Origin of the sequence: Parabacteroides sp. AF19-14, from assembly GCF_003635485.1 — a bacterium.
Lineage (GTDB): Bacteria > Bacteroidota > Bacteroidia > Bacteroidales > Tannerellaceae > Parabacteroides > Parabacteroides distasonis.
In genome coordinates, this window is record NZ_QTMJ01000012.1 from 37,461 (window position 1) to 56,127 (window position 18,667).

The following is an 18,667-nucleotide window of genomic DNA, read 5'->3' on the forward strand; positions in this document are numbered from 1 at the left end:
TTTCCCTCTTCCGTTCTAAAATGAATAAATATATAGGGATTGTCAAGGAAAAGCCGTATATTTGTCCATTGGTTGAAAACCTTGTAAACTGTATATTAACAAGATTAATTCTATTAGTAAATGGGAAGAGTATTAGTTATTGGTGCAGGGGGCGTAAGTACCGTTGCTGTTAAGAAAATAGCGATGAATGCGGATGTCTTCACGGATATCATGGTAGCTAGCCGTACGAAAAGTAAATGCGACAAGATCGCCGCCGATATCAAGAACGTGAAAGTGCAAACCGCACAGGTAGACGCAGGCAACGTGCAAGAGCTTGTTGCCTTGTTTAACGCCTTCAAACCGGATTTGGTGGTAAATCTGGCCTTACCTTATCAAGATTTGCATATCATGGATGCTTGTCTGGAATACGGTGTTAGCTATTTAGATACGGCCAACTACGAACCGCTTGATGAAGCCAAATATCAATACAGCTGGCAATGGGCCTATAAAGATCGTTTCGAGAAAGCCGGTCTTACCGCTATCTTGGGATGTGGTTTCGATCCGGGGGTTACCGGCGTATATACAGCCTATGCGGCAAAGCATCATTTCGACGAGATACACTATCTGGATATCGTAGACTGCAACGCAGGAGATCACCATAAGGCATTCGCTACCAATTTCAATCCGGAAATCAATATCCGTGAGATTACTCAACGTGGCAAATATTTCGAGGATGGGGAATGGAAGGAGACCGATCCGTTAAGCGTACATAAAGCCTTGAATTATCCGAATGTAGGACCGAAAGAATCGTATTTGATGTATCACGAGGAATTGGAAAGTTTGACCAAAAACTTCCCGACCCTCAAACGGGCTCGTTTCTGGATGACTTTCGGACAGGAATACTTGACTCATCTACGTGTCATCCAAAATATCGGTATGGCTCGTATCGACCCGATCCTTTACAACGGGCAGGAAATCGTTCCGATCCAATTCTTAAAAGCCGTACTGCCGAACCCGGGTGATCTGGGAGAGAATTATACTGGCGAGACTTCCATCGGTTGCCGCATCCGTGGTATCAAGGACGGTAAGGAATTAACTTATTACGTATACAACAACTGTAGCCACCATGCCGCTTATCTAGAGACAGGAGCGCAGGGTGTTAGTTATACCACCGGTGTTCCCGCCATGATCGGCGCCAAATTATTTATGCAAGGCATTTGGAAGAAACCGGGTGTATGGAATGTGGAGGAATTCAATCCGGACCCATTCATGAAAGAGCTAAATGAGCAAGGTTTGCCTTGGCATGAATTGTTTAACATTGACTTAGAATTGTAATATGGCAATACAAATAGGCGATAAGGTTCCCGAGTTTTTGGGAACCGATCAAGACGGTAAAGAGGTAAAGATGAGTGACTATCAAGGAAAGAAAGTAGCTCTATATTTCTACCCGAAAGATAACACAAGCGGTTGCACGGCGGAAGCATGCAGTTTACGTGACGGCTATCAAGCCTTACAAGCGAAAGGCTTCGAAATCATCGGAGTAAGCAAAGATAGCGCCAAATCGCATCAAGGCTTTATACAAAAGCAAAACTTACCTTTCCGTTTAATAGCGGACACAGACACGGCCTTACAAGAACTGTTTGGTGTGTGGGCTGAGAAAAAAATGTACGGACGTTCATACATGGGGACTCTCCGGACCACCTTTATCATTAACGAGGAAGGTATTGTTACCAATATCATCGGGCCGAAAGAGGTGAAGACAAAAGACCATGCAAATCAAATCCTTAATTTATAAGGGACACATATGGCAAAAGAAGAAAATTTGTTCGAAGAAAAAGCGAAAGAAGAAGGTGGTAAACCAGCCGCTAACACGGATAAGCTAAAAGCTTTACGTGCGGCAATGGATAAAATCGAGAAGAACTACGGAAAAGGTTCGATCATGAAACTGGGCGATGAAAGCATCGAGGATATCGAGGTGATACCGACAGGCTCTATCGCTTTAAACGCAGCGCTGGGCGTAGGTGGATATCCGAAAGGACGTATCGTCGAGATCTATGGTCCGGAATCTTCCGGTAAGACAACGATAGCGATCCATGCGATCGCCGAGGCTCAGAAAAAAGGAGGTATCGCCGCATTTATCGATGCGGAGCATGCTTTTGACCGTTTCTATGCCGAGAAGCTAGGCGTTGATGTAGAGAACCTATGGATCTCCCAGCCGGATAACGGTGAGCAGGCCTTGGAAATAGCCGAGCAATTGATCCGTTCATCCGCCGTAGATATCATTGTTATCGACTCCGTAGCCGCATTGACTCCTAAAGCCGAGATTGAGGGCGATATGGGAGACAGCAAGATGGGTCTGCAAGCTCGTCTAATGTCGCAAGCCCTTCGTAAGTTGACGGCCGCGATCAATAAGACGAATACGACCTGTATCTTCATCAACCAATTGCGTGATAAGATCGGTGTAATGTTCGGAAACCCTGAAACGACGACAGGTGGTAACGCATTGAAATTCTATGCTTCTGTCCGTTTGGATATCCGTAGTATTGGAAAGCTGAAAGATGGTGACGAGATCAAGGGAAACCAAGTGCGTGTGAAAGTTATAAAAAACAAGGTGGCTCCTCCATTCCGCAAGGCAGAGTTCGATATCATGTTCGGTCAAGGTATCTCCCGTTCCGGAGAGATCATCGATCTTGGTTCTGAACTGAATATCATCAAGAAGAGCGGTTCATGGTACAGCTACAACGATACCAAATTGGGACAGGGTCGTGATGCGGCAAAACAATGTGTCGAGGACAATCCCGAATTGGCAGACGAATTATCCGAATTAATATTTGAGGCATTAAAAGCCAACAAGTAATTTGCGGGGGCGGGCAAACCCCGCCCCTATACGAAATTGTAATGAGTAATAAAGACAAATATCGTTTACTTTGCAATACTGAAAAAAATATACCGATCTTCTCACATGACTGGTGGTTGGATACGGTTTGCGGAGAAAAAAAATGGGATGTCTTGCTTATAGAACAAAAGGGAAGGATACAGGCAACCCTCCCCCTTTACGTCCCCCATTCCGATATTGTCTCAATGCCTTCTTACACCCAAACGATGGGCCCTTGGTTCGCCGCAAGTTCCTCCGACACGAAATATACGACCGAGTTAGGACGACGTCAAGAACTATGCAAACAATTCACGGAAGAACTAAAACGCTATCCGCACTTCCTGCAAAATTTCAATTATGACATTACGGATTGGCTTCCGTTTTATTGGGCGGGATATAACCAAACGACACGTTATACCTATTTATTAAAAAATATCCGGGATCATCAAGCGGTATGGGAGAATATGAGCCCCAATATCCGGCGAAATATTACGAAAGCGCAGAATAAATACCATATATCCGTAAAAAAAGGGATTCCTTTGAATGAGTTCCTAGCTGTACAAACCCAAACATTTGACCGCCAGCATGTACGAATCAAGGAAGACACGAATGTACTGAAAGACTTGATCGCCACTTGCCGGCAAAGAGGACAAGGTGATTTATGGGGAGGTTATGACGAGCAAGGCCATTTACATGCGGCCGCTTTCATCGTATGGCAAGATCGATCGGCTTACTATCTCGCAGGAGGAGGAAATCCGGCCTATAGAGGTTCCGGAGCGCAAAGCTACGTCCTGTGGGAATGTCTTCATTTCGTTTCTCAATTTACGACGGTATTTGATTTCGAAGGGTCTATGCTACCCGGAGTAGAACGTTTCTTCCGCGAGTTCGGAGCTATCCAAACCCCATTTTTCACAATATCTAGGGGGAAATTGAGTTTATTAGACAGAGCACGCATTAAACTAAGCAAATGGGTATGAAAAATCGCACTTTACATTATATAATACGTTTTCTTGTAGGAGATGATGTCCCTAGCGAACTGGTGGAAACGATCGGGTACACGGCTGATCCCAATAAATTCGACCGATATAACGTCGTTATCATTCCATCCGGCTTCTTTGATGGACAAACATACGGGACTCCCGCTTCCTTACCGGAACTCCCCTTGCAAGAGGTTCAAGGTATCCCCTTGTTATTCGGCTCGCCGAAAGAGGAATGGATAAGAGATACATGGGTGGTTCATGCCGATATCATCGCAAGTACTTATTTTCTCATTTCCAGATACGAGGAGATGGTACGGCGTGGACTTCGGGATGAGCATGGAAGATTTCCCGGTAAAGAGTCCTTGCCCTACCGGGCCGGTTTCCTGCATCGTCCGATCGTGGATGAATATCGCATGCTGCTTCATCGTTGGCTGCGCCAATCCCGGTTACGTGTACCCGAGGTAAAAAAGCAAATCCGGAAGATCTACCTCACGCACGACGTAGATTCTCCGACTCTATATCGTTCGTGGAAAGGTTTGATACGGTCTATTAGAGATAGAAGAGGTTTATATAAATCCTTTCAAGGTAAATTCGGTTCCCTTGAGAAAGACCCGTTTTATACCTTCCCTTGGTTTTTCCGCCAGAATAGTATCCTTCAGGACTTGATCGGGAAGGAACAATGTCACCCTATCCTATTTATCCGGAACGGGGGGAAAGCCAAGCACGACAAACCTCATTACGATTTGAGGAATAAAGATATTCGTAAATTGATAAAAAGTGCTTTAGAGCATAATGTAACTATTGGTTTGCATAGTAGCTACCAAGCGGGTACGACTCCCAGCCTTATCCGGAAAGAGAAAACCGGTCTGGAAGATCATATCGGTAAAAATGTTCGGTTCAACCGTCATCATTTCTTGGCAATCCGGGAACCGGAAGATATGGACCAAATAGAGGCTGCTGGGGTTACGGACGATTTCACCATGGGGTACGCCGATGTCTCCGGATTCCGGTTAGGGACTTGCTACCCGGTTCGTTGGATCAATCCGATCACCCGCCGGCTATCTCCTCTCCGACTACATCCGCTTATTATAATGGATTGTACCCTAGAGGAGGAGAAATATATGGGACTGGATTTTGACAGGGCTTTAACCTATTGCCGGAATTTAGTGGAACAAGTAAATAATGTAGGAGGTGAATTGGTTTTACTATGGCATAATGACTCCGTACAAGAAGGGTCCGGAAGTTATTTACGTAAATTATACGCCCAGCTATTAAAAGAATTAGCGAAGCAGTGAAAACAATAAAATCCCTGTATTCAAATAAATCAGAAAGAATGATTACTAATTGTAAAAATATTTTAGTCCTCGCCCCTCATACGGATGATGGGGAACTTGGGTTGGGGGGAACTATCTCACGCCTGATAGAAGATGGTAAAAAAGTGACCTATGTGGCTTTCTCCACCGCACAGCAATCGGTTCCCGAGGGTTTTCCGAAAGATATCTTGAAGACAGAGGTCAAGCAAGCGACCCAGACCTTAGGTATAGAACCGGAAAACCTAATCATATACAATTACGAAGTAAGAAAACTAGGATACGCAAGACAAGAGATATTAGAGGAGTTAATACGCCTGAAAAAAGTATCCGATTTTGACCTAGTCTTCATCCCTAGCTTGCACGACATCCACCAAGATCATACGACGATCGCCCAAGAGGGTCTACGAGCGTTCAAAAACACGAATATATTAGGTTATGAGTTAATCTGGAACAACTTGACATTCAATACACAATGTTTTGTAAGGCTGGAAGAGCGCCATATCGACGCAAAGGTAGAATCATTGAAAGCCTATAAATCGCAAGGAGCGAGAGATTATCTATCCAAGGACTTTATCTATTCATTAGCGAGAGCACGGGGCGTCCAAGCGGGATGTACCTATGCGGAAGCGTTTGAAGTCGTTCGTCTATTCTTATAACACTGATTGAATCCATGAATAAACTCCTTATCATATGTGATATGTTCCCACCCGCTTTCGCCCCCAGAATGGGATATCTATGCAAATATTTGACACGCATGGGATGGGAAGTTACCGTAGTGACAGAATACATAGAAGACAATACATTCGAATTCCTTACGGGGTATGCGGACGTGTATTGCGTCCGCTACTACAAAGCATCAGGAAAGATCTCAAAGCATATCGAATGGATGTGGGTCATGTTTCTAGACATCTTGTTTGGTTATAAAGACATGAAAATAATCAACGCATGTATTCCCTTAATAAAGACCAACCAGTACAAAGGAATATTGTGTAGCACATACCGCACCTTTCCTTTAACCGCCGCCAAGACGTTAGCGATCCATACCAACCTCCCTTTCGTCGTGGATTTACGAGATATTATCGAGCAATACGCCTCCAACGAATATATATCGCATAAATTCCATACATTTTCATGGTTAGACGCATTCATCACAAAGCGATTTCGCAAACGGTTACTTAGAAAGCGAAATAACGCTTTGGAGGTAGCGGATTGTGTCACGACCGTATCGCCTTGGCATGTGGAGGTACTCAAACAATATAATCCCAACGTAAGACTGATTTATAACGGATTCGATCCTGAGTTGTTCTATCCGCAACAAATCAAGACCTCCCGGTTTATCATTACCTATACCGGACGGTTGTTAAGTTTAGCGATCCGAAATCCGGAGTTATTATTTGCGGCCATCGCCCGTCTTACGGAGGACAAGGTCATTATCCCCGAAACTTTTCGAGTTGTATGGTATACCGATCAAGAGTCCCGCTCCATCATCCGCCAAGAGGCCGAACGACATGGGGTGCAATCTTTCATGGATTACCATGAGTATGTACCGGCATCCGATATTCCCCTCATCTTGAACAAAAGCTCGGTGCTGCTTTCCTTGACGAATAAGTTTGACACGTCTGGTCCAAAAGGCTTCATGACAACTAAGTTCTTTGAATCGCTTGCGGTAGAAAAACCCATCTTATGCGTACAGAGTGACGAGGCTTACCTCGCCGAAGCCATCAAGGAGACCCATTCCGGACTGGCCGCAACCCGGGTAGACGAGGTGTACGATTTCTTGAAACATTACTATGAGGAATGGCAGGAAAAAGGATATACGACCTCGCCCGTCAATCGGGATAAGCTATCGAATTATTCCCGGAAAGAGCAAGCTAGCCAATTTGCGCGTATATTTGAGGAGATTTAAGCAGATGGATAAATACCTCAACATAGTATCGTTCAATATACCTTATCCCGCCAATTACGGAGGGGTTATTGATGTGTATTATAAACTGGAAGCCTTGCGTGCTTGCGGCGTGAAACTCATATTACATTGTTTCGAATATGAACGTCCGCATGCACCGGAATTAGAAAGCATTTGCGACAAGGTTTTCTATTATAAACGCCGTACCGGGGTAATCGCTAATTTAACATGGCTCCCTTACAATGTATATAGCCGGAAAGATCATCGCTTGATCGAGAATCTTTTACAAAATGATTACCCGATCTTATTTGAGGGCCTCCACTCCTGTTATTATATGAACGATCCCCGTTTAAGAAACCGGATGAAGATATTCCGGGAGTGCAATATCGAGCACGATTATTATCGCCACTTGGCAAAGTCGGGCAAAGGATTGGTTCGCAATGCCTTTTTCAGGATCGAGGCCATGCGTTTCCAAGCCTATCAAAAAATAGCACGGTGCGCAAATCTGATAATCGCCGTATCCACGACAGACGCAGACTATTTACGAAAACAATTTCCCAATCAAAGGATCGAGTTCGTTCCTTGTTTCCACGAGAATAACCGGATTACGGCCGAACCGGGAAAATCCGATTATATTTTATATCATGGCAAGTTATCCGTTATCGAGAATGAGCGAGCCGTGTTATTTCTCACCAAGCATGTTTTCAGCCAATTAAAACATACCTGCATAATAGCGGGCATGAACCCGACCCGTTTGATACGAGAGGCAGCCGCTCCTTACCCACATATAAAAGTAGAAGCAAATCCCAGTAAGGAACGTATGGACGCATTGATCCACAACGCACAAATTCATATGCTAATCACATTTCAAGATACCGGCCTAAAACTAAAGCTTTTGAACAGCTTATTCGCCGGAAGGCATACGATTGTCAATCATCTCATGCTAGCGGGTAGCGGATTAGATCCTTTATGCCATATCGCCGATACGCCGGATGAGATGATACGGGCTTGCGAACAATTAATAGCCCTACCTATAGATAAAGAGGCGATAGATAAACGAAAACAATTATTGTTCCCTGCTTTTTCTAATGAAGATCAGGGGATACGTTTATACAAGATGATATATGATGAAAGAGAATAGAAGTGATTTATTACATACATTAACCGAACGTTTGAAAGCGATCGACTATAATAAATTACCGATCAGCGATTATAATAAGCGATACATCGGCAACTTAAAGCCGGCGTTAAGCTATTTCATGCATATATACGCAGATTGCCTACAAAGAGGACTTCAAGCGATACAAACCCCTATCTCCGATGTCACGCTAATCGATTATGGAGGAGGAACCGGCTTCCTTAGTATTCTGGCGAAATCCATAGGAATAGGACAAGTTATTTATATTGATCTTAACCCATCTTCCGTGGAGACGATCCAGCTATTGAAACAAATAATAGGAATAGGCCCCGATATCATACTCCATGGAGATTCAGATGTTCTTGCGGACTGGTGCGCAAGGAACAAAGTCTACCCCCAACTTTTAATCGCTACGGACCTGATAGAGCATGTCTATGATTTATCTTTGTTCTTCAAGGATTTAATCCATATAAACGATTCCATGTATCTACTATTCACGACAGCCTCTACACCATTCAACCCGTATGTCCAACAACGGTTACATAAGATGATGGTCGGATGCGAAAGTGGATCTTTGGAATCCCCCAACTATTATACATTACGAGAGCAATTCATAACGAAACTTTGCCCGGATTTCTCCCCAAAAGAAGTAGAGACATGGGCCCGGCAGACTAGAGGCTTGACCTATCCCGATATTCAAAAAGCGATCGAGAAAAAGAGCTTACCAAGCCCGGAAGACCCATACAATACTTGCGACCCGGCTACAGGTAATTGGGCCGAACGAATCCTTCCCATACAGACTTATGAGGACTTATTGGCACCCTACCAGTTCAAGCTTAAAGTAGAGAAAGGATTTTATAACGCAGACCGAAACAACCCAGTTCTTTCCTTGATATGCAAAGGTATCAACGCATTGATCCGCAACAGCGGCTCCTTTGGTTTTCTATTGGCACCATTCATCATTCTCTCCTGCGGCAAGGAGCGAGCAGATGCCATCTAGAACATATTCACGGGTCAAGTCCTCAGCTTTCAAGATTTGGTCGTTCCACTGCAATAAATCAATATCTATCGGCACACGCCCACAAGATTTATCTTCCGGCTTACGGCCGATGCAGCATTCTATATCTTTCAAGACATCCTTTATTCGCGCCGGACTCTCCTCGCTATACAAAACAGCCACTTGATTCAAAAATGTAGTTGATAATGGACAATCGATCGGTTCCGTATAAACTGGCTGAGAAAACTGTATAAAAACAAAATGAGCACGCAGCATCTCCGCCGCGCGCTCCATATTTTTCTCTTTATCCCAATTAGAGCCTAAGCACAATAGAACCCGGTTTCGTTTATTCTCCATCTCCGGCTAAAAGCGTTTAGTCATTCTTATGATTATTCAAGAATGTATTGATAAAACCGATCAACTTCACGAAAGAAGCGGAAAATTGTCCGGTATCGCTATTACGGATAGAGATAAATTTCTCCTTACCTTCCGTGGTAAATGAAACCTGATACATGATATCCCCTAAATCCCGGTTCGTCTCCTCCTCAAAGCCATAAGAGTCTTTCATCTTAAAGAAATTACATTTTTGCAGAATCGGTTTTAAAGAAGCAAACTCCTCGTCAGTCAATGTCCCCTCCATAATTTTAGGATCTCGTTTCTTGGCGAAATTATCCATATAATAATTATACTCCTCGATACGGAATGTCTTGTCACTATCAAACAGAACCATTAGTTTGTAGTTATCTACACTTTCCATACTATAACTAAAAGAGAAATCCTTCAATTCTTTTTTACAGCCTGTAAAACAAGCAGACAGAAGAACCAATAAGGTGGCGAACAAAGTAATTCGTAGTTTCATTTGTCTAAAGTTGAAATTTGTGGCACAAACATACATAAAATACTCGAAAAACAACCCATAGAAATAAAAAAATACCTATTAGTTGGTATTGGTGGTACGAAGTTTTCAAGCTACCTTCGCGTAACATTTAATAGGACATGAGATTATCAGAACTTCGCACAGGCGATAAAGGTGTTATAGTAAAGGTAATGGGTCGCGGAGCTTTCCGCAAACGCATTATCGAGATGGGATTTATCAGAGGGAAAGAAGTGATCGTTATACAAAACGCTCCGCTCAAAGACCCTATTCACTATCGTGTAATGGGATATGATGTCTCATTGCGACGCTCGGACGCCGCATTGATCGAAGTCGTTAGCGCGGCGGATTTCGAAAAGGAACAAGCTACCTCGGTACAAGATACGAACAGGAGCGCAGACTCTTTTATCCTGCCTTCCGGCAATGAATTGCAAGCCATCGCATTACATAAAGGAAAAACAATTAACGTAGCCTTGGTTGGTAATCCGAACTGCGGAAAGACCTCTCTTTTCAATTTTGCGTCTGGAGCACATGAGCATGTGGGTAATTATAGCGGCGTGACCGTAGATGCCAAGGAAGGAACCTTCCAACAGAATGGCTATACATTCCGCATCGTAGATTTACCGGGTACTTACTCCCTATCCGCTTACACGCCGGAAGAATTATACGTGCGCAAGCATTTGAATGAAGAGCAACCAGACGTGGTGATCAATGTTATCGACGCATCCAATCTGGAGCGAAACCTATATTTGACCACCCAACTGATCGATATGGACGTTCGCATGGTAATCGCCTTAAACATGTATGATGAGCTGGAACGCCATGGTAATAAATTCGATCATGAGTCCTTAGCGAAAATGATCGGGGCACCGATTATCCCGACCGTAAGTAAAACAGGCTTTGGCATAGAAGATTTGTTCAACCGTGTAATCAAGGTATACGAAGAAGAAGATCCTGTCATCCGTCATATCCATATTAATTACGGAGAGTCTTTAGAGAAAGGGATCAGCAATGTTAGGAAGACCTTGAAAAATAGCGTGGATATACCCAAAAGCTTGTCAAAGCGCTATCTATCTATCAAGCTATTAGAGGGAGACCGGGAGATAGAGACATTTATAAAAACGCTGCCCGGTGCTGAAACGATCTTCCAAGAAAGAGACCGTAATACAGCCCTAATAGAAAAGTTATTGCAAGAGGATTGTGAGACCGCATTCACGAACGCACGCTATGGCTTTATTTCCGGAGCGTTGCGTGAGACTTACGAGCAAAATACGATCAAAGAGGCAACGAATACGCAGATCATCGATCTATTCGTCACGCATAAAGTCTTAGGCTTCCCTATCTTTATCCTATTCATGTGGATCATGTTCGAGGCCACTTTCCGTTTGGGAGGCTATCCGATGGAATGGATAGAGGCATTGGTCGAGGTGATCGGTAATTTCGTGCGCGGCCATATGTCGGAAGGACCTTTGAAGGATCTTCTCGTGGATGGTATCATCGGTGGCGTGGGAGGTGTTATCGTGTTCCTGCCGAATATCTTGATTCTGTATATGTTCATATCGTTCATGGAAGACTCCGGATATATGGCACGTGCGGCTTTTATCATGGATAAGATCATGCATAAGATGGGACTGCATGGAAAGTCGTTCATCCCTTTAGTGATGGGATTCGGTTGTAACGTTCCTGCTATCATGGCCTCCCGTACGATAGAGAGCCGTAATAGCCGGATGATAACGATGTTGGTAAATCCGTTGATGAGCTGTAGCGCCCGCCTGCCGGTTTATGTATTGCTGACCGGGGCGTTTTTCCCGAAGAACGCCAGCTTTGTGTTATTAGCTTTATATGTATCCGGAATCTTGCTGGCAGTTATCATGGCCCGTCTTTTCAAACGCTTCCTGTTTAACGAGGAGGATGTTCCTTTCGTAATGGAACTCCCCCCCTACCGGATGCCTACCGGCAAATCCATCATGATCCATATGTGGGAGAAAGCGAAACAATACTTGCACAAGATGGGAGGTATCATCTTGGTCGCTTCTATCGTCATCTGGTTCCTTGGGTATTTCCCCAGACATTCGGAGAGCGGAGATCAGTTTGATCGCCAGATAGCGGAGATCGAAAATACGGAGTTGGATTCTCAAGAAAAAACAGATACGATAGAGGAGTTAGAACGCTTGAAGGCAATCGACCACCAACAAAATTCGTACATCGGGCGTATCGGCCAGACGATTCAACCGGTCTTGGCTCCCTTAGGATTCGACTGGAAAATGAGTGTAAGCTTACTTACCGGTATGGCGGCGAAAGAAGTTGTTGTCAGCACGTTAAGCGTATTATACACGGGGAATGCCGATGATAACAGCCAAGCCCTGTCGGAGCGTTTGAAGCAAGACCGTAACGCAGAAGATAATTTGGTATTCACACCGCTCATAGCGATTAGCTTAATGCTTTTCGTCTTGATTTATTTTCCGTGCATAGCAACTATATCGGCTATTGTCAACGAGTCTGGCTCATGGAAATGGGGTATATTCGTTATCATTTATACTTGTGTCCTAGCATGGATCGTTTCTTTCATTGTTTATCAAACGGGAAATTTCTTTGTGGGTTTATTCAGCCAAGAACTTTCCTATGTTTTATTTAGTTATATATAGGAGGTAAATTTATAGGTATGTGGCAAGATATAGCAGTTTGCGTTATTGGTATCTCGGTTATCGGATATATCGCATATAAGGTTTATCGAATGCTTACGAAACCGAAATCCAGTGATCCTTGCTGCGGGTGTAGTGGGTGTTCGTTGAAAAAAGAGTTTAGAATGAAGGAATAACAAAATATTTTTTATATTTGCGTTATTCTAATACACCATAGGTTATGAATAACACGGCCTTACAAATATATGCTCTTTTTATCCTGCTGATCTTGTCAGCGGGCTGTAAAGATGATTGGAAAAACCTCAACTTGCGTAGCGGAGAGAATGAACCTTTTTATTGGGAAAACAATAAGCTCGCAGCTCAGAGACTAGCGAAAATCATGTACAATAAAACAGATAGTGGAAGTTATGAACGTTTTAAGATCGTCCATATTTCGGATTCTCATTTATCCTCTTGGTCTCCGAGCAATAATTACGAGTTACCTATAAATCTACGACAATCCATCCAATTCGCCAATCAACAAGAACTGCGGATCAATGCGATAACCGCTACGGGTGATTTTATCTCTATTGATAAGAAAAAGAAGGCGAAAGAATATATGCACTCATTTATTCATTACCTTTATGATGAAAATCATGTCCCCACCTTTATTTGTACAGGAAATCATGACAGCAATTCCGAGGAAGAGATAGGCAGTACCTTCTTTTATAAAAACGAGATCAACGAAATATTATTCGCCAACAGTAATTATTCGAAGAATCGAAATAGTGCCGAGAATTATTACTATTCGGATGTAGCAAACCCTCAAGGAGGTACGATCCGTTTCATCGCCCTTGATATGTTAGACCAACCAGCATCCCAATATAATACTTTATCTTACGCATATTTCTCCCAGAAACAAATAGACTGGCTTATAAACACCGCATTAAAAAATGGCATGACAGACCATCATAGCGTCATTATCTTAACTCATTACCCATTTCAACGCCGTAGTGTAAATAACGATACCTATTTATGTGATGGGGATTATGTCCATTCGTGGAATATGATTCCCGAAATCATTGAAGCCTTTCGTACTCGTTCCTCATTAGAAAAAGTATATCCAAATCAATTCAACCTAGACCCCATCAATGTCAAAGCAGATTTCAGTGACCGCAAAGGAGAATTTGTCTGCTATCTAGGTGGACATATCCACTGCAACGCCTATTTTGACGTGACTGGATTAGAAAATGAAAGCACGGAACTCGTTCCACAAAAAATGATCCTTTGTACCAATCAAGCTCCAAGTGAAAAAGGCGTGGTATACAACAGGGTCATACGTGAAGAGGATAGCCTATCAAGTAACAGTTTTTGTATCTATGCTGTAGATACAAAAGAAAAGAAGATTTACATCACCTATTTCGGTGCCTATAAACCTTCTAATGATCGTAACTATCCGGAGATTCATACAATCTCGTATAATTAAAATTTACCGACCTATACAATGATAGATAAAACCGGCTTCCTCTAACTCTGTCTTGTCATAAATATTACGTCCGTCTAAAATTAAAGGCGTAGACATCAATTTCTTGATAACAGACCAAGAGGGCATACGAAATTCTTTCCATTCCGTAACAAGCAACAAAGCGTCTGCATCTATCACGGTCTCATAAATATCTTTACCATATGAAATCACCCCCACAGGTAAACGTCTTTGAGCCTCGGGCATTGCAACCGGATCATAGGCGGAAATTACACATCCGGCTTCTTTCAACTTTTTGATTAAGACTAGCGAAGGAGCCTCTCGCATATCATCCGTTTCCGGCTTAAATGCCAATCCCCATAAAGCAATTCGCTTACCTTGTATATCTCCTCTAAAATGTTTCATTAATTTACGGAACAATATCGATTTCTGCTCCTCGTTTACGGCTTCCACCGCTTCTAGGATACGCATTTGGTAACCACTGTTGGCTGCGGTCTTCACAAGCGCCTTAACGTCTTTAGGAAAACAAGACCCACCGTATCCACAACCCGCATATAAGAAACGACTACCTATACGGGCATCCGTACCGATTCCTTTACGTACCATATTGACATCCGCCCCAACTTTCTCACACAAATTGGCAATATCATTCATAAAACTGATGCGAGTAGCCAACATAGCGTTCGCCGCATATTTTGTCATCTCCGCAGATGGTACATCCATGAAGATTACACGGAAATTATTTAACAAAAAAGGACGATACAATTTCGCCATCAACTTCTGAGCACGATCAGACTCAACCCCAACAACAACCCGGTCTGGACTCATAAAATCCTTGATAGCCGCACCTTCTTTCAAGAATTCAGGATTAGAAGCGATATCAAATTCAATACTCACATCTCGCAAGGCTTGTTCCTCCTTGATCGCTTTCTTGATTTTCTGGGCAGTGCCTACCGGAACCGTACTTTTCGTAACAACCAAGATATATTTATTCATATAGCGTCCTACCGTACGGGCAACCTCAAGCACATACTTCAAGTCTGCGCTACCATCCTCATCGGGAGGTGTACCAACCGCACAAAACAGTACCTCGACCTCATTCAAACATTCTTTTAAATCAGTCATAAAATGAAGACGACCAGCTTGGGAATTGCGTGCCACCATATCGTCTAGCCCCGGTTCATAGATAGGAACTATGCCTTTCTTTAGATTCTCAATCTTTACCTTATCCACGTCCACACAAAAGACCTCAGTCCCCATTTCCGCAAAACAAGTACCCGTTACCAGCCCGACATAGCCTGTACCTACAATCGCTATTTTCATATATATCTATTACTTATGTTTATAGTGCATTTAAAAAAGATACAAAAGTAAGACTATTTCAAGAATTATACATAACTTTGGAAGCTTTTTCAAAAACAAAAAGCAAAAGAACGATATCCTATACAATGAAACCATAGTTTAATCGTTTCTATTAACAAAAAACATCTTGTGGCAAAATAAAAAATGCACCCTTGCAGCTTTTACTTAAAAAAGTCCATCAAGATAATTAATAAAAAAGATTTTATGCAAGCGATTATATTAGCAGCAGGAATGGGTAAACGTCTAGGTGAACTTACCCGAGAGAATACAAAGTGCATGATTAAAGTACATCAACAAACTTTAATTGAGCGTATGATCAAACAGCTTGGAAACTTACAGCTGGACCGTATTATCCTTGTTATCGGATATAAAGGAGATAAAGTCAAATCACTGATAGGCAATAAAATTGGCAACATACCCATTTTATATATCGAAAATTCTATTTACGATAAAACAAATAACATATACTCTTTATACCTAGCCAAGAAGTACCTTGTTGAGGACGAGACGCTTTTGCTAGAGTCTGATCTAATATTCTCAGACATAATTCTTCAAAAATTAATTGCAGATCCGAACCCCAACCTTGCCGTAGTCGCCAAATACCAAAGTTGGATGGATGGAACAGTCGTGACATTAGATGAGGAAAACAACATCTTAAACTTTATTTCTAAGAAGGCATTCATGTTCAGCCTTAAAGATTCCTATTATAAAACTGTGAATATTTATAAATTTAGTAAGGAATTCTCAATGAACAAATACGTTCCTTTCCTTGAGGCTTATTGCAAAGCCTTAGGTAACAACGAATATTACGAACAAGTCTTGAAAGTAATCTCATTATTAAATAAACCGGATCTTAAAGCATTAAAAATAGACTCGGAAAAATGGTATGAGATCGATGATCAGCAGGACTTAAATAATGCGGAAGCATTATTCGCAGAAGAGAAGCAGGCATTGTCTCTCTATGGTAAACGGTTTGGTGGATATTGGCGTTTTCCTATGCTGCTGGATTTCTGCTATTTAGTAAATCCTTATTTTCCAAATCCTCGCTTAAAAGAGGAGATGAAAGCCAATTTTGATACGCTTTTAACAGAATATCCTTCAGGAATGCAAGTAAATGCCCAATTAGCCGCTCGATACGCAGGGATTTCCGCAGACCAGATCATTGTAGGAAATGGAGCGGCGGAACTTATCAATAGCTATATGCGAATCTTGCCTTCCTGTAAGACTGGGGTTATTTTGCCCACTTTCGAGGAATATCCCAATAGATTAAATCAAGAAGCATTGGAATACTTTATCCCAGACAATCCGGATTTCTCTTATACCGGATCTGATATCATGGCTTATTTCAAGGACAAGCCTATCAAACAGCTTTTAATAATTAACCCGGACAACCCTTCCGGAAATTTATTATCCAAAGCAGAATTGATGTCTTTGTTGGAATGGAGCAAATCAAAAGAGATCAAGTTGGTTGTTGATGAGTCTTTTCTTGATTTCGCCCAATCCGGCAATAGTATCTCTTTATTGGACGAAGACCTTCTGAACTTGAATCCACACTTAATCGTGATTAAAAGTATATCCAAATCATATGGAGTACCGGGATTGCGATTAGGATTCCTAGCGTCCGGAAATAAAGAGTTGATCCGTTTATTGAAAAAAGACATATCAATTTGGAACATAAACTCCTTCGCTGAGTTTTATATGCAAATCTTTATAAAGTATAAAGATGATTACGAAAAAGCTTGTCTCAAATTCTTGAGGGAAAGAGATCGTTTTTTCTCTAACTTGCGACAAGTTTCTTTTTTAAGGGTTATACCTTCGGCCGCCAATTATTTCTTATGCGAGGTCACTGACACATATACGGCAGAGGAACTTTGCAGCTCATTATTGTCGCAAAGTAATATCTTAATAAAGAATTGCTCGCCAAAGGCAGGATTTAATGGCAAGCAATATATTCGGCTCGCTATCCGTGACAGAGATGATAATGACAAGTTAACAGAAGCTTTATTACAATTAGGAAAGTAAGAATATGTATAATTATCGTACTATATGTATCTGCGGAGGCGGAGGTCTGGGACATACTATAGCCGCAAGTCTGAATCATAATGGCTATCAAGTAAATTTGCTGACAGGACATCCTGAGCAATGGTCTAATCATATCCATGTAACAGATTGTAACGGCACCATCATAACTGGAGAAATCGCAAAAATATCAAAGTATCCGGAAGAGGTTATACCCTTTTCTGATATTATATTATTATGTGTGCCCGGTTATCTCATCCAAAAAACTCTGCATGCAATCGCCCCATATGTTAATAACAATATTGAGATCGGTACAGTCATTAGCAGTGGTGGTTTTTTCTGGATGGCTCGTCATGAGCTGGGTAAGGAACATCGGTTGTTTGGATTCCAACGGGTACCTTATATCAGCAGAGTGAAAGAATATGGCAAAAGTGCCGAGCTAAAAGGATATAAATCAAAACTCAAGATCGGAGGCAACAAAGATAGTGACTTGGAAGGACTCGCCGCTTTCTTCACAAAAGCGTTAAGCACACCCACTGTTACCTTAGGGCATTATCTAGAAGCAACATTGACAAATAGCAACCCTATTTTGCACCCGTCTCGTATCTATGGTATGCTATCATCTATCCAAGCAGATATATACGAGAAAGAGTTTCTTTTTTATGAGGAATGGGATAATACAAGCTCCGAAGTGCTAATCCAATGCGATCAAGAGTTTCAAAATATATTATCCCGATTAGCCATTCAGCAAGAGGAGATTCCTTCACTACTTCAGTATTACGAGTCAACAGACGCAGTTTCCTTGACAAGAAAGATTCGCTCAATTGAGGCTTTTAAAGGGATAAAAATGACAATGGTAGCTCACGGAAATAAATTCAAGGTAGATTATACAAACCGATATTTTACGGAAGATGTCCCATACGGCTTATTAATCATTAAATCTTTAGGGCTTCTTCTTGAAGAAGAAACTCCCATGATAGACAGAGTTATTCTCTGGATGCAAAAAAAGATGGGAAAATGCTATTTAGCAAACGATAATAAACTAACAGGAAAAGATATCCGAGAATCAGGTATCGTTCAGAATTTTGGTATAAATACGATCGAAGATCTATATAATCTCTAA

17 protein-coding genes are annotated in these 18,667 nt (G+C 42.1%); 14 read left to right on the plus strand and 3 right to left on the minus strand.

The genetic code is table 11. The annotated features are described in order from the left end of the window. Window positions 1–120: 120 nt before the first annotated feature. From DWX33_RS13010 to DWX33_RS13050, 9 genes are read left to right on the plus strand one after another with little or no spacing between them, the layout of a single operon-like run. The gene (locus tag DWX33_RS13010; RefSeq protein ID WP_122380528.1) at window positions 121–1,314 is read left to right on the plus strand and encodes a saccharopine dehydrogenase family protein; all 1,194 of its coding nucleotides are present in this window, start codon (window positions 121–123) and stop codon (window positions 1,312–1,314) included. Window position 1,315: 1 nt separating this feature from the next. Beyond that, the gene (gene bcp, locus DWX33_RS13015; protein ID WP_005868146.1) at window positions 1,316–1,774 is read left to right on the plus strand and encodes a thioredoxin-dependent thiol peroxidase; all 459 of its coding nucleotides are present in this window, start codon (window positions 1,316–1,318) and stop codon (window positions 1,772–1,774) included. Between the two features lie 9 nt (window positions 1,775–1,783). Beyond that, window positions 1,784–2,836, plus strand: coding sequence for a recombinase RecA (gene recA, locus DWX33_RS13020; protein WP_008771841.1), 1,053 nt, complete (start codon window positions 1,784–1,786; stop codon window positions 2,834–2,836). 41 nt (window positions 2,837–2,877) lie between these two features. After that, complete coding sequence (locus tag DWX33_RS13025; protein WP_008771840.1) at window positions 2,878–3,831, plus strand: GNAT family N-acetyltransferase; 954 nt, start codon at window positions 2,878–2,880, stop codon at window positions 3,829–3,831. Continuing rightward, complete coding sequence (locus tag DWX33_RS13030) at window positions 3,822–5,129, plus strand: polysaccharide deacetylase family protein (RefSeq protein WP_008771839.1); 1,308 nt, start codon at window positions 3,822–3,824, stop codon at window positions 5,127–5,129. The genes DWX33_RS13025 and DWX33_RS13030 overlap by 10 nt, the downstream gene beginning before the upstream one ends. 38 nt (window positions 5,130–5,167) lie before the next feature. Next, window positions 5,168–5,803, plus strand: a complete 636-nt coding sequence (locus tag DWX33_RS13035; RefSeq protein ID WP_005868139.1) for a PIG-L deacetylase family protein — start codon at window positions 5,168–5,170, stop codon at window positions 5,801–5,803. Between the two features lie 14 nt (window positions 5,804–5,817). Then, window positions 5,818–7,053, plus strand: a complete 1,236-nt coding sequence (locus DWX33_RS13040; RefSeq protein WP_036616560.1) for a glycosyltransferase — start codon at window positions 5,818–5,820, stop codon at window positions 7,051–7,053. A 4-nt stretch (window positions 7,054–7,057) separates the two neighbouring features. After that, a complete protein-coding gene (locus DWX33_RS13045) occupies window positions 7,058–8,191 on the plus strand; it encodes a glycosyltransferase family 1 protein (protein WP_122369178.1) in 1,134 nt (377 codons plus the stop codon). Then, window positions 8,175–9,188 carry a class I SAM-dependent methyltransferase gene (locus DWX33_RS13050; protein ID WP_122380529.1) on the plus strand — a complete coding sequence of 338 codons (1,014 nt, stop codon included), beginning with the start codon at window positions 8,175–8,177 and terminating at the stop codon, window positions 9,186–9,188. Before DWX33_RS13045 ends, DWX33_RS13050 begins: the two co-directional genes overlap by 17 nt. Here the strand turns inward: DWX33_RS13050 and DWX33_RS13055 are convergent. Both DWX33_RS13055 and DWX33_RS13060 read right to left on the minus strand, forming a co-directional pair. Continuing rightward, window positions 9,132–9,542: a 2-amino-4-hydroxy-6-hydroxymethyldihydropteridine diphosphokinase gene (locus DWX33_RS13055; protein WP_122380530.1), complete on the minus strand. Its 411-nt coding sequence runs from the start codon at window positions 9,540–9,542 to the stop codon at window positions 9,132–9,134. The genes DWX33_RS13050 and DWX33_RS13055 overlap by 57 nt on opposite strands. Window positions 9,543–9,558: 16 nt before the next feature. Continuing rightward, the gene (locus tag DWX33_RS13060; protein ID WP_008771835.1) at window positions 9,559–10,044 is read right to left on the minus strand and encodes a hypothetical protein; all 486 of its coding nucleotides are present in this window, start codon (window positions 10,042–10,044) and stop codon (window positions 9,559–9,561) included. A 137-nt stretch (window positions 10,045–10,181) separates the two neighbouring features. On the opposite strand from DWX33_RS13060, the gene feoB reads away from it, so the two are divergent. The 3 genes from feoB to DWX33_RS13075 are packed head-to-tail and all read left to right on the plus strand — an operon-like array spanning window position 10,182 to window position 14,166. Further along, a complete protein-coding gene (gene feoB, locus DWX33_RS13065) occupies window positions 10,182–12,704 on the plus strand; it encodes a ferrous iron transport protein B (RefSeq protein WP_122369083.1) in 2,523 nt (840 codons plus the stop codon). A gap of 17 nt (window positions 12,705–12,721) precedes the next feature. Beyond that, window positions 12,722–12,877 (plus strand): FeoB-associated Cys-rich membrane protein, encoded by a 156-nt coding sequence (locus tag DWX33_RS23080; protein ID WP_085931154.1) that lies wholly within the window; start codon window positions 12,722–12,724, stop codon window positions 12,875–12,877. A gap of 44 nt (window positions 12,878–12,921) precedes the next feature. Continuing rightward, window positions 12,922–14,166: a metallophosphoesterase gene (locus DWX33_RS13075; RefSeq protein WP_122380531.1), complete on the plus strand. Its 1,245-nt coding sequence runs from the start codon at window positions 12,922–12,924 to the stop codon at window positions 14,164–14,166. A 3-nt stretch (window positions 14,167–14,169) separates the two neighbouring features. Here DWX33_RS13075 and DWX33_RS13080 read toward each other — a convergent pair whose 3' ends face one another. Beyond that, on the minus strand, window positions 14,170–15,486 hold the full coding sequence (locus DWX33_RS13080) for a UDP-glucose/GDP-mannose dehydrogenase family protein (protein ID WP_122380532.1): 1,317 nt from the start codon (window positions 15,484–15,486) through the stop codon (window positions 14,170–14,172). 243 nt (window positions 15,487–15,729) lie between these two features. On the opposite strand from DWX33_RS13080, the gene DWX33_RS13085 reads away from it, so the two are divergent. Both DWX33_RS13085 and DWX33_RS13090 read left to right on the plus strand, forming a co-directional pair. Then, window positions 15,730–17,547: an aminotransferase class I/II-fold pyridoxal phosphate-dependent enzyme gene (locus tag DWX33_RS13085; protein WP_122369179.1), complete on the plus strand. Its 1,818-nt coding sequence runs from the start codon at window positions 15,730–15,732 to the stop codon at window positions 17,545–17,547. Between the two features lie 4 nt (window positions 17,548–17,551). Continuing rightward, the gene (locus tag DWX33_RS13090; protein ID WP_122369085.1) at window positions 17,552–18,667 is read left to right on the plus strand and encodes an NAD/NADP octopine/nopaline dehydrogenase family protein; all 1,116 of its coding nucleotides are present in this window, start codon (window positions 17,552–17,554) and stop codon (window positions 18,665–18,667) included.

Excerpts from the sequence above, each read along its gene's own strand:
- DWX33_RS13035 (WP_005868139.1), top strand. The coding sequence starts at position 5,168 with ATGATTACTAATTGTAAAAATATTTTAGTCCTCGCCCCTCATACGGAT.
- DWX33_RS13010 (WP_122380528.1), top strand. The coding sequence starts at position 121 with ATGGGAAGAGTATTAGTTATTGGTGCAGGGGGCGTAAGTACCGTTGCT.
- DWX33_RS13040 (WP_036616560.1), top strand. The coding sequence starts at position 5,818 with ATGAATAAACTCCTTATCATATGTGATATGTTCCCACCCGCTTTCGCC.
- DWX33_RS13050 (WP_122380529.1), top strand. The coding sequence starts at position 8,175 with ATGATGAAAGAGAATAGAAGTGATTTATTACATACATTAACCGAACGT.
- DWX33_RS13060 (WP_008771835.1), bottom strand. The coding sequence starts at position 10,044 with ATGAAACTACGAATTACTTTGTTCGCCACCTTATTGGTTCTTCTGTCT.
- DWX33_RS13030 (WP_008771839.1), top strand. The coding sequence starts at position 3,822 with ATGGGTATGAAAAATCGCACTTTACATTATATAATACGTTTTCTTGTA.
- DWX33_RS23080 (WP_085931154.1), top strand. The coding sequence starts at position 12,722 with ATGTGGCAAGATATAGCAGTTTGCGTTATTGGTATCTCGGTTATCGGA.
- DWX33_RS13045 (WP_122369178.1), top strand. The coding sequence starts at position 7,058 with ATGGATAAATACCTCAACATAGTATCGTTCAATATACCTTATCCCGCC.
- bcp (WP_005868146.1), top strand. The coding sequence starts at position 1,316 with ATGGCAATACAAATAGGCGATAAGGTTCCCGAGTTTTTGGGAACCGAT.
- DWX33_RS13025 (WP_008771840.1), top strand. The coding sequence starts at position 2,878 with ATGAGTAATAAAGACAAATATCGTTTACTTTGCAATACTGAAAAAAAT.
- recA (WP_008771841.1), top strand. The coding sequence starts at position 1,784 with ATGGCAAAAGAAGAAAATTTGTTCGAAGAAAAAGCGAAAGAAGAAGGT.
- DWX33_RS13075 (WP_122380531.1), top strand. The coding sequence starts at position 12,922 with ATGAATAACACGGCCTTACAAATATATGCTCTTTTTATCCTGCTGATC.
- DWX33_RS13085 (WP_122369179.1), top strand. The coding sequence starts at position 15,730 with ATGCAAGCGATTATATTAGCAGCAGGAATGGGTAAACGTCTAGGTGAA.
- DWX33_RS13080 (WP_122380532.1), bottom strand. The coding sequence starts at position 15,486 with ATGAAAATAGCGATTGTAGGTACAGGCTATGTCGGGCTGGTAACGGGT.
- DWX33_RS13090 (WP_122369085.1), top strand. The coding sequence starts at position 17,552 with ATGTATAATTATCGTACTATATGTATCTGCGGAGGCGGAGGTCTGGGA.
- DWX33_RS13055 (WP_122380530.1), bottom strand. The coding sequence starts at position 9,542 with ATGGAGAATAAACGAAACCGGGTTCTATTGTGCTTAGGCTCTAATTGG.
- feoB (WP_122369083.1), top strand. The coding sequence starts at position 10,182 with ATGAGATTATCAGAACTTCGCACAGGCGATAAAGGTGTTATAGTAAAG.